Below are 12,910 nucleotides of genomic sequence, written 5' to 3' on the forward strand. Positions count from 1 at the left end.
ACCTCATGAGCGACAACGCACTCGGCCGCATGGAAGACCTGCCCGCCGACTACCGCGCGGCGCTGGCGCAGCAGAACCTCGTGCCGCTGTGGCCGAACCTGCGCGCGGTGATGCCGGCCGGCACGCCGCGCCCGGCCACGCGTGCGACGCACTGGTCCTATGAAGGGCTGAAGCCGCTGCTGTTGAAGGCCGGCGAGCTGACGCCGATCGAGAAGGCGGAGCGCCGCGTGCTCGTGCTCGCCAACCCCGGCCACGGCCTCGAGAAGATGCAGGCCAGTGCCGCGATCTACCTCGGCATGCAGCTGCTGCTGCCGGGCGAGTGGGCGCCCTCCCACCGTCACACGCCGAACGCGGTCCGCATGGTCGTCGAGGGCGAAGGCGCGTGGACCACGGTCGACGGCGAGAAGTGCGTGATGCGGCGCGGCGACCTGATCCTCACGCCGACCGGCCTGTGGCACGAGCACGGCCACGACGGTAGCGCGCCGGTCGTGTGGCTCGATGTGCTGGACCTGCCGCTGATGTTCTACCTCGAGGCCAGCTACCACGTCGACGGCCAGCGCCAGCAGACGCGCGCCGGCAGCGGCGACCGCGCCCACGCGCGCGGCGGCGTCGTGCCGATGCCGGTGTTCCAGCGCGGCAGCAAGCCCTATCCGATGTTGCGCTACCCCTGGACCGACGTGCGCGCGACGCTGGAAACACTCGCCACCGACGATCCCGCGCTCGACGCAGTGCAGGTCGCCTACGTCAACCCCGAGACCGGCGCCGACGCGCAGAACGTGCTCGGCTACTCGGCGCTGATGCTGCGCCCCGGCCAGACGCTGCGCCTGCCGGCGCGCTCGCCGGCCAGCGTGTTCCACCTGATCGAGGGCAGCGTCGATGTCTCGATCGAGGCGACGGCGCCGCAGGCCTTCCGCCTGGCCGAGGCCGACACCTGCTGCGCGCCGGGCTATGCCGCGGTGACGCTGACCAACGCAGCCGCCGACCGGCCCTCGTTCCTGTTCATCGCGGACGAGTCGCCGCTGCACCGCAAGCTCGGCATCTACGAGATGCGGGGCTGACCGATCACATCCTTCCCCTGGAGACCCCATGACCACCACGTCCTACCTCTGGACCCCGCCCCCGGTTCGCTCACTGCCGGTGCGCGGTCGCACCGAGCGCGCGCCGATCAACCGCCTGTTCTTCGTCGGCCGCAACTACCACGCGCACGCGGTCGAGATGGGCAAGCCGGTCGACAAGGCCAGCGCGAAGCTCTTCTATTTCACCAAGGCGCCGCAGACGCTGGTCGAGTCGGGCGCCACGGTCGCCTACCCGCCGCAGACCGCGAACTTCCACCATGAGATGGAGCTGGTCGTCGTGATCGGCGTGCCGGGCTTCAACGTGCCGGTCGAGGACGCGGACAAGCTGATCTACGGCTACGCCTGCGGCCTGGACATGACCCGCCGCGACCTGCAACTCGTCGCCCGCGACCAGGGCCGCCCGTGGGACCTGGGCAAGGACGTGGAGGACTCGTCGGTCGTCTCCGAGATCGTGCCGATGCCCGGCGTGGTGCTGGAGCGCGGCGCGCTCGCGCTGACCGTCAATGGCCAGCCGCGCCAGCAGTCCGACGTGGCCATGCTGATCTGGAACATCCGCGAAGTCATCGCCGACCTGTCGCGCTTCTATCATCTTCAGACCGGCGACCTGATCTTCACCGGCACGCCGGAAGGCGTCGGCCCGGTCATCGCGGGGGACCGCATCGACGGCCACATCGACGGCGTCGGCGAGATCCGCCTGCACATCGGCGCGGCCGAGTGATGCGTCACCCCACCACAAGAACGACCGGAGACTCCATGACCTGCACCTCGACCCATCGCCGCACGTTGCTGCTGACCGCGCTGATGGCCGCGCTCGGCACCGCCGCGCAGGCAGCCGAGCCCTTCCCAGCCAGGCCCGTGACGATCGTCACCGCGTTCGCGCCGGGCAGCGGCCCGGACGCGGTGCTGCGCATCGTCGCCGAGAAGCTCGGCAAGGCCTGGAACCAGCGCGTGCTGGTCGAGAACAAGCCCGGCGGCGGCGGCTTCATCGCGATCGACGCGGTGCGCCGCGCGCCGGCCGACGGCTACACGCTGCTGCAGCTCGACAGCGAACACCTCGCCGCGCTGCCCTACCTCTACAAGTCGAAGGGCTTCGAGACGCTGAAGGTGTTCGAGCCGGTGGCGTCGCTGTTTCGCACGCCGTTCCTGGTCGCGGTGCCGGCCGACTCGAAGATCAAGACCGTCGCCGACCTGGTCGCCGCGGCGAAGACCGGCCCGGTCAGCTACGGCTCGTGGGGCATCGGCAGCCCGGGCCACCTGGGCGGCGAGCAGATGGAGATGCTGACCGGCGCCGAGATGCAGCACGTGCCGTTCCGCGAGGTCTCGCAGCTGTTCACGTCGGTCGGCTCGGGCGACGTGGGCTGGAGCTTCGCGAGCATTCCGTCGAGCCAGGGCGCGTACAAGGCCGGCAAGATCCGCTATGTCGCGGTGGCGGCACCGAAGCGCATCCCGCAGCTGCCCGAGGTGCCGACGATGGCGGAGGCCGGCGGCCCCGCATCGCTGGCGGTCAACTCGTTCGTCGTGCTGGTGGCGCCGCGCGGCGTGCCGGCGGCGGTGCGCGACAAGATCGACGCCGACGTGCGCAAGGCGCTGGCCGAGCCCGACGCCAAGGCGCGCTTCGACACCTTCGCGTTCGAGAACGTCGGCTGGGGGCCGGAGCAGATCATGAGCGAGGCCGCCGCGAAGGCGCGCATCTACGCCGAACTCGTCAAGCGCAAGAGCATCAGCCTGGAGTGAAAGCCATGGAGCTGTACAACTTCTTCCGCAGCGGCACCTCGCACCGGCTGCGCATCGTGCTGAACCTCAAGGGCCTGGCCTGCGACTACATCGCGGTGAACCTGCGGACCGAGGAGCACCTTCGGCCCGCGTTCCGCGCGGTCAATCCGCAGGCACTGGTGCCGGCGCTGGTGCGCGACGACGGCAAGACGCTGGTGCAGTCGCCCGCGATCATCGAGTGGCTCGAGGAGCGGCACCCCGCGCCGCCGCTGCTGCCGGCCGATCTCGACGACCGCGCCCATGTGCGGGCGCTGGCGGCGGTCGTCGGCTGCGACATCCACCCGGTCAACAACCGCCGCATCCTCGAGGCGCTGCGCCACCGCTTCGGCGCCGACGACGCCGCGGTCGATGCCTGGTGCCAGACCTGGATCGGCGACGGCTTCGACGCGTACGAGGCGCTGCTGGCGGCGCGCGGCGCGCCGGGCCGGTTCAGCTTCGGCGACACGCCGACCGTGGCCGACGCCTACCTCGTGCCGCAGATCGAGAGCGCGCGCCGCTTCAAGGTCGACCTCACCCGCTGGCCGCGCCTGATGGCGATCGACGCCGCCTGCGGTGAACTCGACGCGTTCCGGCGCGCCGCGCCGAGCGTTCAGCCCGACGCAGGCTGACGCCTCACTCCACCGAGATCGCCGTCGCGGTCGGCGTCGCGTCGAAGATCAGCTTCGACGGGTACGCGGGCCAGGTGACGCCCAGCGTCGCCGGCGCGTTGGGGTCGCCGGTGCGCGCGAACGCGGCCAGGCTCGCCATCATCGCCTGCGAAAGCGCGAGCCGGCCCGGCCGGTTGGCGGTGGAATTGACCACGTTCGAGAACAGCGACGGCCCGAACGTGCCGAACAGGAACGGCAGGTCGAACGCGTGCGCGGCGCCGTAGATGTCGTTGAACGGGGCCGGCTCCTGGTCCCAGTCGAAGCGGTAGTACCAGACCTCGTTCTGCTGCGACTTCAGCGCCGTCAGCGCGTTGTTGGCGCCGGCGACCAGGAACAGCTGGTTCAGCAGCTCGGTCTTCGCGGTGAAGCCGGTCACGGGTGTGGTCACCGGAAGGTAGGCACCCGGGATCCACTGCTGGATCGAGATCTGCGGCGCCGCGTCCGGCGCGTAGGCGTACTGGATGTCGAACAGCTGCTTGTCGGTGACCAGCCGCCCGCTCGGCCCGCCGAGCAGCGTCAGGAAGGTCGGGAACAGCTTGCCTTCGTCACGCGTGTTGCCGGCCATGACCGGCACGCGCAGGTAGTTGCCGGCGTTGATCGCGCCGATCGGGTCGGTCGGCAGGTAGCTGCCGTCCGGGATCGGGCCGGAGCCCGCGAGACCGAGCCCGGCCAGCTTGGTCAGCAGCGTCAGCAGCAGCGTCGACGGCGTCTTGCTGCGCAGGTAGGCGGCGACCTGCGCCGCGGGCTGGCTCGCGACCCACGCGGCGGCGCTTGCCGCATCGGTGGCGTGGCCGTCGGCGATCGCCAGCGCGTAGAGCAGCTGGTTGCCCTGGGTCAGGTAAAACGAGGCCGGGTTCAGCGTCGGCAGGCGGCCCGGTGGCAGGTTGCTCGCCAGCGAGATGCCGCCGCTCAGCGGCGCGGCGCGGTGGATCAGGCGCGGCCGCGCGTCGATGGTGGCCGGCGTGGTCAGCAGCGCGTAGACGTTGATCGCGCCGGCCGACTGGCCCATCAGCGTCACGTTGGTCGGGTTGCCGCCGAACTTGGCGATGTCGTGCTGGATGAACTGCAGCGCCTTGACGATGTCGAGCAGCGCGAAGTTGCCGGAATCGCCGGCCACGTCGAAACCGGTCTTCAACTGCGGCACGTTCAGGAAGCCGAAGATGCCGAGCCGGTAGTTGACCGAGACGACGACCGCGTCGGCCGCCCTGGCGAGCGCCGCGCCGTCATAGACCGGGTCGGCGGTGTAGCCCGAGACGTTGCTGCCGCCGTGCACGAAGACGATCACCGGCCGGTTGCCGCGCCGGTCGGCCGGGCGCCAGATGTTCAGGTACAGGCAGTCCTCGCTGCCGACGGCCTGGTTCAGCGTCGCGCCGATGGTCGGGTCGTAGCGGTTGTTGGCGCCCGGGCCGTAGATGCGCCCGTATTGGACGCAGGCGTTGCCGAACCGAGTGGCCGATCGCGGCGCCTTCCAGTCGTCCGGATCGACCGGCGCCTTCCAGCGCAAGTCGCCGACCGGCGGCTTCGCGAACGGCACGCCCTTCCAGGCGTAGGTGCCGCTGCCGGCCGAATCGTCGACGCCGACGACCGTGCCGTAGCGGGTCTGGCGCTCGACGGCGGAGTCGGCCGCTGCCGCCGGCAGCCCGAACTGCCAGACGCAGGCGACCGAGGTGAAGAGGAACGTGAGTTTGCGCATGAGGGGGCCTCCGACGAGAGGATGGACGGTAAGGGTCAAGGCCCAAACGCCAAAATCGGACAAACCCTCGAAAGGGCAAGCGCGTCAGAGCCGCGTGGGCACCCAGCGCGGGCGCGCCTTGTCCGAATACATCGAGCGGTCGCTGCGGTGCACCAGCGTCTCGACGGTGTCGTCGGCCACGGCCTGGCTGAGCCCGATGCTCAGCGACACCGCCAAGCCCGGCGAGATCGCGTCCCACTCGAACTCTGCGACGGCGTGCTGGATGCGCGCGACGATCTCGGCGGCCGTCGCCTGGTCGGCGTCGTTCAGCAGCACGATGAACTCGTCGCCGGCCAGCCGCGCGGCGATGTCGCGCTCGCGCACGCTCGTCACCAGCAGCTGCGCGACCGCCTTCAGCACGCGGTCGCCGACCTGATGCGAGTGGCCATCGTTGACCGACTTGAAATGATCGATGTCGATCATCGCGACCGTCAACGGCCGGAAGTCGGCGACCGCACCGGGCAGCCGATCGGCCAGCGCGAGCTCGAACGCGCGCCGGTTCGCGATGCCGGTCAGCGCGTCCTCGAGCGACCAGCGTTCGAAGCGCCGCGAGGCCTCGAGCGCCTGCTCGAGGTGGCGCTCGCTCTGCCGCGCACCGAGTTGCGCCTTCACGCGCACTTCGCGGCTGTGGATGCTCTCGCGGGCGATGCGGTGCTCGCGGGAGCGGAGCGCGCGCCCCTCGAGCATCGCCATGTCGGTGCGGCCCTGCATCTCGTACACCTGCACCAGCAGCAGGTGCGCCAGGCAGGCGAGCTTCTCGTGCTCGACCGACACCGCACAGGACTTCATCTCGTCGAGCGCGACTTCCGCGCTCGCCCAGTCCGCGCGCATCCACGCGAACTCCGCCAGGCCCCAGTGCACCAGCGCGTCGAGCCAGGTCACGGCGCCGCCGAGCGACCCCAGCGCGCGCTCGGCGTAGATCCGCGCGTTCTCATCGTCGCGCTGCCAGGCCGCCCACAGCAGCTTCATCGCCAGCGAGATCGTCCGCGCCATCGGCAGCATGCCGGGCATGAACTTGAGTTCCTCGTCCGAGCGCTCGAGCTGGCGACACTCGCGCACCAGCTGGCTCATGCGCGTGAGGGCCGGCATCGCGGTCGTCTGGTAGCGCTCGTTGACGAGCCGCATCGACTCGACGAACAACTGGTTCAGCTTGGGCTGGTACGCGCTCATCGGCGGCTCGCAGCGGGCGGCCAGCAGCACCGCCGTGTCGAGCGATGCGGCGGCCTTGTCGAACATGCCGCTCCAGCAATAGGACATGCCCAGGCAGTTGAACGCCAGGACCGACGACGCGGTCGCGCCGTCGACGCCGCACAGCTGGACCGACAACAGCGCGGCCTCCAGCGATTCGTCGGTCTGGCCGAGCAGCATCGTCGCGTGCGCGAAGGTATTGAGCGACGCGCTCTCGCCGGCGTTGTCGCCGATGCGGCGGAAGATGTCGGCCGCCCGGCGGCTCGCCTCGGTGGCGCGCCGCAAGCGCTGCGCGACGCGGTCGCAGTGGGCCAGGCAGGCCAGCGCCTGGGCTTCGGCGCGCAGGTCGCCACCGGCCTTGGAGGCCAGCAGCACCGACTGCGCCAGGCCACGCGCGGTTTGCGCGTCGCCCTGGTCGAGCGCCCGGTATGCGCTGGCGAGCGCAGGCCCGGACGAGTCGCCGGGTGCAGGGGCGCCGCGCGGGTCACCGCCCTCGGCGGCAAGCCCATTGACGGGCCTCGGCGCGAGCGGGATCGAGACGTCGACGTCTTCCATGTCCGGCATCCGTGGGCAGGCGCATTCGGAAGGGTCGCTGCGCCGCGGACTGCGGGTCGACGTCAGGTCGACCACGGGCGGGCAGCAGGGCTGCGGCGCCTCGGCAGTTCCGCTGTCATGACGCGCCGGCTGGCGCTCGAAGACCGGTGACTTTGCGACCCCGGCTTTCGCGCGGGTGAGCCTTTTCGAAGGTCGATGCTAGCGCAGCCCCCGCCGCGCAGGCGTCTCGGAGCGTGTCGAACGGTTAGCGGACGGGAAACAATCCCGCCCGCCGTGCGATTTGTCACCCGAGTGCAGGCGGCATCGGCGTCGGCGCCTGGCCCGCGATGGCGGCCGACACCGCCGCCTCGACCGGTCGAGCCGTTTGTCCGGCGACGCGTTCGATCGTCAGTTCAAACGCCGGCCCGCCTGGCGGTCCGGCGCCTTCGACAGCGCGAGCCAGTCGCGCGCCGCGGGCTCCGAATCGAACAGGCCGATCTGCAAGCCGGCCTCCGCCGCGACATGCACGCCGAGGTCGACGATCGAGCGGCTGCGTCGGTCGGCGATCACGACGGCGATGCGCGTATCGGCCGCGAAGCCGAAGCCCGCCACCTGCTTGAACCAGCGCAGCACGCGATCGCTGGAGAGGTCACCCCGCGCTTCGACGATCGCCAGCACCGCGCGCAGTTGGCGCTCCCTGGAGCGGCGCGCCACGTCTTGCCAGAACGTCGACAGCTGCCGGGCCGCGTCCGCCGACTCGGTCGGTCGTTCGCCGCCCAGGCGCACCGTCATCAGGCCATCGGCTTCGGTGGTTTCGAACGTGTAGGTCATCCGCCGTGAGGGCTCGAACGGGCGAAGGCGTGCATTGCGACGAACGCAACAATCGACACCTCGACATGGTGGACACCCGGCATGGGGGAAAGTATGCCAGCACGTGTCCCGCTGCCGGCCTGAGCGGCTCAGCGCGCCGCATTCGAAGACAATTCGACCCTCGAGCCAGAACGCCCCGGCGTCAGCACGACCTTGCGGCAATCCTCCTGCTTCTCATTGAACATTTCATAGCCGCGCGCCGCATCGGTCAGGGGCATGCGGTGGCTGATGATGACCTCCGGGTGCAGGTCGCCCCGATCGATGCGCTCGAGCAGCTCGGGCATGAAGCGTTGCGCGTGGGTCTGGCCCATCTTGAAGGTGAGGCCCTTCTCGAAGGCATCGCCGAACAGGAAGCCGTGGATGAAGCCGGCATACACGCCCGGCACGCTGACGATGCCGCCGCGACGCGTCGCCGCCATGGCCTGGCGCAGCGCCTTGCCGCTCGAACCTTCGAGCTTCAGCGTCGTCATCACCGTCTCGACGGTGCTGCCCTTGGCCTCGAAGCCGACCGCGTCGATCGACGCGTCGACGCCGCGCCCCGCGGTGCGGTCGATGATCAGGTTGGCCGGGTCCTCGATCTCGTCGAAGTTGAGCGGCTCCACGCCGTAGGTCGCGGCCGCGAACGCGAGTCGGTAAGCGTGGTGGTCGACCATGAAGATCCGCTCGGCACCGAGCATTCGGGCCGACGCCGCCGCCATGAGTCCGACCGGGCCGGCGCCAAAGATCGCCACCGTCGAGCCCGGCCCGATCTCGGCGTTCAGCGCGGCCTGGTAGCCGGTCGGCAGGATGTCGGAGAGGAACAGCACCTGCTCGTCGCTCAGCGCGGTCTGCGGGATCACGAGCGGCCCGATGTTGGCCTTCGGCACGCGCACCAGCTCGGCCTGGCCGCCGGCAATGCCGCCGTACAGGTGGCTGTAGCCGAACAGCGCCGCGCCCGGCCTGGTGTCCTTCTTGTTCATGATCGCGCCGCGGCCGGTGTTGGTGGTCTCGCAGGCGGCGAACAGCGTGCGCTTGCAGAAGAAACACGCACCGCACGAGATCGTGAACGGCACGACGACGCGATCGCCGCGTCGTACGTTCACCACCGCCGGGCCGGCGTCCTCGACAATGCCCATGAACTCGTGGCCGAGGATGTCGCCGGTCTCCATCATCGGGATCTTGCCGCGGTAGATGTGGAGGTCCGAGCCGCAGATCGCGGTCGCGGTGACGCGCAGGATGATGTCGTCGCTCTCGATCAGACGCGGGTCCGCGACAGTCTCGACCCGGACGTCCTTCGAGCCGTGGTAGGTCAGTGCCTTCATCGGACGGTGACGACCGCGAAGAGTCGATTGTCAGTATTCATGTCGCTCCTTGGTTTGGCGGCCGCGCGCTTGTCGCCGCCGTGAGCCGAAGGCGTGGCAATGCAGGGTCCCGCGGCGCCATCGGCCCCCTGCTCCCGCCGCGATGACCGGAAAGCCGGCAGGACTTGCGACGGCGCTGCAGCGTTGCCGACCTCGATCGCGCTTCAGCACGGCCCGCGGATTGCCTGTCTCAGGACGGAGACCTGCAATGAATGCACTCTGGCTGTTCCTGGGCGCAGTGGTCGTTTGCCTCGCCGTGATGGCGTGGCTCGAACGCCGCGACGCCCGCGTCCTGAGGGACCACCTGCGGCGACGCTATCCGGTGCGCCTGACGAACTCGTTCTGGGGCGCACTGAACCCGAACGATGGTCACGACGCGGAAGCGGGTGCCGCGGACCCGCGCGAGAACCCGGAAGCGCGCTAGCGACCGCTCGGCGGCGTGCGGGCCGCATCCGACCCCGGCATCGCTTCCGGCCGCGACGGTGTGGGCGTGCTCGCCGCGGGCGACGCCATCGAGCGCTCGCGCGACGTGCCGCCGCCTTGATCGCCCGGTTTGCCGCAGCCGGCCGCAGCGGCCAGGAACAGCAGCACCAGCGCTGCGGCGAGCGCGCGCGGCCCGCGGCGATGGCGCCGACGTTCAGGCTGCCGACGAGCGGCCCACCGATTCGTTGCATTGACCGCGGTCATCGCGCCCTCCCGTGTTTCAACCGGGCACTTAGGGCAACCGGGATGCCGCGTTCACTTCTCGGTCTTCTTGGCGCCGCGGATGTTCATCGCAGCCAGGCAGACCTGCAGGGCGATCAGCGCCCACGCACGTGCATGCACGCCCCACGCGATCCAGAGCAGGTTGCTCAGCAGGAACACCCAGAAGCCGATGTTGCGACGGCGCTCCTGCTCGGAGGCGACCAGCCACGCGGCCAGCACGGTCACGGCCATCGCCGGCCACTGGATCAGGTCGAGATCGATCATCCGCGCGGACAACCAGCGCGGCTCACGGCGCGTCGAGCGCTGCGCCGGGGTCTTCCTCACCGGCGGCAGATTCGGGCGGGCCTTTGCGGGGTGGCGGTGGCGGTGCCGGGAGATCCGGCTCGTCGACGAATTCGGGCTCCTCGCGGTCCAGCACGTCGGAGCGCGGCAACGGGCTCTGCAGCGGCGGCAGCGGGGCCGACGATGGATCGGGGGGCTTCTGGGGATCGACGGTCGGCACGACATGCTCCTGGTTCGAGCGCGGACGCGCCACGCGCGATCCTAGGGCAATGCCCGTGCCCGCACCCGCGCCGCGGATGCCGACGGGCATGCCCCTTGCCGCCCACCGGGTCCGGTGACACCGTCCCGTGGTGTCGCTTCGATCCAGTCTCGAAAGGAATCACGATGAGAGAGAGTGCACAAGGTCGCGGTGGCCGCGGCTATCGCGACGACGAGCAGATGGGTGACGAGTACGGCGGCAGCCACGGCGGCCAGGGTCGCAACATGGAAGGCCGGCAGTTCGGCGGCGGCCAGCAGGGTGGCGGCTACGGCGGCTACGGCGGCGGCCAACAAGGCGGTTACAAGGGCCAGCAACGCGGCGGCGGCGGCAGTGCCGGAGGCCGCTACGATTCGGGCCATGACCAGGATCAGTACGGCATGGGCCGCGGCGGCGACGATCGCGAGGTCGGCAGCAACTACGGCGGCCTGCGCGGCGCCGGCTCCGGCCCGGGCCAGAGCTACAACAGCGGGTCGATGGGCAGCCGCAGCTACGGCGGCGGCATGGGTGGCAGCAGCGGCATGGGCAGCGGAATGGGCAGCGGCATGAGCGGCGGCCACGGCGGCATGGGCAGCTCCGGTTACCGCGGCTACGGCGGTGGTTCGCCAGGCACCGGGAACTGGCAGTCGCAGGAGGACCCGCAGCACCACCACTTCGATCCCGACTACCACCAGTGGCGCAACGAGCAGATGCGCTCGCTGGACGACGACTACCAGGCGTGGCGCGGCGAGCGCTACCAGAAGTTCTCGGACGAGTTCGGCACCTGGCGCAAGAACCGGTCGAGCGCCCAGAGCGGCCAGAGCGGCCAGTCGGGCGCCGCCGGCGAAACCGGTTCGTCGTCGTCGGCGGCGCCCGGCAGCGCCAGCGACAAATCCGGCAGCGGCGGTTCGAGCGCGACGAAAGAGAAGTGACCGCAGCACGCACGGTGCCCCCTTCGACGCAGCGGGCACTGTGCGTCGTGCTGCATGACGTGGCCCCGCCGACCTGGCGCGCGTGCCAGTGGATCCTCGGCGCCTTGCGCGAGGTCGGCGATTTTCCGGTCACGCTGCTGGCGGTGCCGCGCTATCACGGCGCGCGTCGCCACAGCGGTTTCGAACGCTGGCTGGTCGAGCGCGCCGACGCCGGCGACGAGATCGCGCTGCACGGCTACAACCACATCGACCACGCGCAGCCGCGCGATCCGGTCGATTGGCTGCGGCGCCGCGTCTACGCCCGCGCCGAGGCGGAGTTCTGGGCGCTCGACTACGCGGAGGCCAAGAAGCGCCTGCGCACCGGGCGCGACTGGATGCGCAGCATCGGCCTGCGGCCGCGCGGCTTCATTGCGCCGGCATGGCTGCTCGGCCCGCCCGCCTGGCGCGCGCTGAACGAGCAACCGTTCGAGTACACGGCGACACTGCGCCGCATCCACGTGCTCGGCGTCGATCCGCCCGCCAGCCTCGCCTGCCACGCGCAGGTCTACAGCCACTCGAGCGTGCTGCGGCAGATCGCCTCGGTGCGCTGGAACGCGTGGCTGGCGCGTGCGCAGCGTGACGCGGCGCAGGTGCGCCTCGAGTTGCACCCCGGCGACGACATCCCGCGCCTCAGCGACGCGTGGCGCCGCCTGCTGCGCCAGCAGGCCAGCGACCGGCGGTTCATGACGCTGGGTGATCTGGCGCGCGACGTGCGCGTCGGCGTTCGGTCCGCGAGGAAGGGCTAGGCGTCGACCGTTACCGGCTGGCGGCCGAAGCCGGCATCGGCGTGGAGGTGTTGGTCGTCGGCGTATTCATCTTGTCGCACGCGGCGAGCGACGTCAGCAGCGCGAGCGTGGAAAGCAGCGCGGCAAGCCTGGAAGTGGGGATCATGGCCGTTCCTCTGGAAGTTCTGGGACCCGGGAAGCGGCAACCCACGTGCCTGCGCTCATACACCGGCAGCCGGTGCCGCCGCGCCCAGGCGCCAGGCCGCCTCGCCTTTCTGCGCCAGCTTCAGGTGGGCGCGCAGGACAGGCAAGGTCGCGGACGCGTACGCCTTCAGCTCCATGTCGGCCCCCTCGCGGGCCTCCTTCTGGAACAGCACGATCGCCTCCCGCGTGTCGCGGTACATCCGCGCCATGTAGTCGCGGTCGAAGGCCGCGCCCTTCAGCGCGCGCGAGCGGGCGGGCACCGGATCGTCCGGCCGCTTCGCCAGGACGAGCCGGCGCTGGCCCGCGTAGCGCCGCACGTCCCTGCCGATCCTGGCGTGATCGGCGGCCAGCCGCCTCGCGAAGTCGCGCACCTGCGGGCGCGTGGCCTGGCGCAGCGCGAGCCGGCTGAGCGCCTGGTCGGTCCGGCTGATGCGCATCGCGGCGCGCAGGAACTCGCGGTCGACGCGGTTGAACGCCTCGGCGGAGACCGCCGGCGCCCGCGCGGCCCGCGCCATCGCCTCCGGCGCGAGCACGCAGGCGGTCCACGCCGCGCATGCGCGCAACACCCAGCGGCGATCGAGATCACGCGGCTCGCGGTTCACCAGTCCCCCCGGTCAGTACGAGTGGT

The 12,910-nt window shown here is 70.8% G+C and carries 16 protein-coding genes and 1 riboswitch; of the genes, 7 read left to right on the forward strand and 9 right to left on the reverse strand.

Translation table 11 applies throughout. From position 1 onward, the window contains the following. Window positions 1-5: 5 nt before the first annotated feature. From ASC76_RS07845 to maiA, 4 genes are read left to right on the forward strand one after another with little or no spacing between them, the layout of a single operon-like run. Window positions 6-1,058, forward strand: a complete 1,053-nt coding sequence (locus tag ASC76_RS07845; protein ID WP_056464584.1) for a cupin domain-containing protein — start codon at window positions 6-8, stop codon at window positions 1,056-1,058. A 28-nt stretch (window positions 1,059-1,086) separates the two neighbouring features. After that, complete coding sequence (locus ASC76_RS07850; protein ID WP_056464586.1) at window positions 1,087-1,794, forward strand: fumarylacetoacetate hydrolase family protein; 708 nt, start codon at window positions 1,087-1,089, stop codon at window positions 1,792-1,794. 35 nt (window positions 1,795-1,829) lie between these two features. Then, the gene (locus ASC76_RS07855) at window positions 1,830-2,810 is read left to right on the forward strand and encodes a tripartite tricarboxylate transporter substrate binding protein (protein WP_056464588.1); all 981 of its coding nucleotides are present in this window, start codon (window positions 1,830-1,832) and stop codon (window positions 2,808-2,810) included. Window positions 2,811-2,815: 5 nt separating this feature from the next. Continuing rightward, on the forward strand, window positions 2,816-3,457 hold the full coding sequence (gene maiA / locus ASC76_RS07860; protein WP_056464590.1) for a maleylacetoacetate isomerase: 642 nt from the start codon (window positions 2,816-2,818) through the stop codon (window positions 3,455-3,457). A 4-nt stretch (window positions 3,458-3,461) separates the two neighbouring features. Here maiA and ASC76_RS07865 read toward each other — a convergent pair whose 3' ends face one another. The 4 genes from ASC76_RS07865 to ASC76_RS07880 form a co-directional block, all read right to left on the reverse strand. Continuing rightward, window positions 3,462-5,189 (reverse strand): carboxylesterase/lipase family protein, encoded by a 1,728-nt coding sequence (locus ASC76_RS07865; protein ID WP_082548897.1) that lies wholly within the window; start codon window positions 5,187-5,189, stop codon window positions 3,462-3,464. Window positions 5,190-5,273: 84 nt separating this feature from the next. Next, entirely contained in the window at window positions 5,274-6,971 is a 1,698-nt protein-coding gene (locus ASC76_RS07870) for a GGDEF domain-containing protein (protein WP_056464592.1), read from the reverse strand. Window positions 6,972-7,070: 99 nt separating this feature from the next. Beyond that, window positions 7,071-7,163, reverse strand: a riboswitch (cyclic di-GMP riboswitch). Window positions 7,164-7,358: 195 nt separating this feature from the next. Continuing rightward, window positions 7,359-7,781 (reverse strand): hypothetical protein, encoded by a 423-nt coding sequence (locus ASC76_RS07875; protein WP_056464594.1) that lies wholly within the window; start codon window positions 7,779-7,781, stop codon window positions 7,359-7,361. 128 nt (window positions 7,782-7,909) lie between these two features. Continuing rightward, on the reverse strand, window positions 7,910-9,121 hold the full coding sequence (locus tag ASC76_RS07880; protein WP_056464596.1) for a zinc-dependent alcohol dehydrogenase: 1,212 nt from the start codon (window positions 9,119-9,121) through the stop codon (window positions 7,910-7,912). Window positions 9,122-9,368: 247 nt separating this feature from the next. Here ASC76_RS07880 and ASC76_RS07885 point away from each other — a divergent pair, with 247 nt between their 5' ends. Further along, window positions 9,369-9,584, forward strand: coding sequence for a hypothetical protein (locus tag ASC76_RS07885; protein WP_056464598.1), 216 nt, complete (start codon window positions 9,369-9,371; stop codon window positions 9,582-9,584). Here ASC76_RS07885 and ASC76_RS25140 read toward each other — a convergent pair. Genes ASC76_RS25140 through ASC76_RS07895 form a run of 3 tightly spaced genes read right to left on the reverse strand, consistent with a single transcriptional unit; the run spans window position 9,581 to window position 10,457 of the window. Then, window positions 9,581-9,847 carry a hypothetical protein gene (locus tag ASC76_RS25140; protein ID WP_157615404.1) on the reverse strand — a complete coding sequence of 89 codons (267 nt, stop codon included), beginning with the start codon at window positions 9,845-9,847 and terminating at the stop codon, window positions 9,581-9,583. The two genes, ASC76_RS07885 and ASC76_RS25140, sit on opposite strands and share 4 nt — an antisense overlap. Window positions 9,848-9,898: 51 nt before the next feature. After that, complete coding sequence (locus ASC76_RS07890; RefSeq protein WP_056464600.1) at window positions 9,899-10,129, reverse strand: hypothetical protein; 231 nt, start codon at window positions 10,127-10,129, stop codon at window positions 9,899-9,901. Window positions 10,130-10,151: 22 nt separating this feature from the next. Next, the gene (locus ASC76_RS07895) at window positions 10,152-10,457 is read right to left on the reverse strand and encodes a hypothetical protein (RefSeq protein WP_157615406.1); all 306 of its coding nucleotides are present in this window, start codon (window positions 10,455-10,457) and stop codon (window positions 10,152-10,154) included. Window positions 10,458-10,531: 74 nt separating this feature from the next. Here ASC76_RS07895 and ASC76_RS25685 point away from each other — a divergent pair, with 74 nt between their 5' ends. Then, window positions 10,532-11,314, forward strand: coding sequence for a hypothetical protein (locus tag ASC76_RS25685; protein WP_162247076.1), 783 nt, complete (start codon window positions 10,532-10,534; stop codon window positions 11,312-11,314). Then, the gene (locus ASC76_RS07905) at window positions 11,311-12,099 is read left to right on the forward strand and encodes a DUF2334 domain-containing protein (RefSeq protein WP_162247077.1); all 789 of its coding nucleotides are present in this window, start codon (window positions 11,311-11,313) and stop codon (window positions 12,097-12,099) included. The genes ASC76_RS25685 and ASC76_RS07905 overlap by 4 nt, the downstream gene beginning before the upstream one ends. Window positions 12,100-12,109: 10 nt before the next feature. Here ASC76_RS07905 and ASC76_RS26350 read toward each other — a convergent pair whose 3' ends face one another. Next, window positions 12,110-12,244 carry a hypothetical protein gene (locus ASC76_RS26350; RefSeq protein WP_256364448.1) on the reverse strand — a complete coding sequence of 45 codons (135 nt, stop codon included), beginning with the start codon at window positions 12,242-12,244 and terminating at the stop codon, window positions 12,110-12,112. A 55-nt stretch (window positions 12,245-12,299) separates the two neighbouring features. After that, window positions 12,300-12,884 (reverse strand): DUF4142 domain-containing protein, encoded by a 585-nt coding sequence (locus tag ASC76_RS07910; RefSeq protein ID WP_056464608.1) that lies wholly within the window; start codon window positions 12,882-12,884, stop codon window positions 12,300-12,302. Window positions 12,885-12,910 lie beyond the last annotated feature (26 nt).

It is taken from the genome of Rhizobacter sp. Root404 (genome assembly GCF_001425865.1).
Lineage (GTDB): Bacteria > Pseudomonadota > Gammaproteobacteria > Burkholderiales > Burkholderiaceae_C > LMDS01.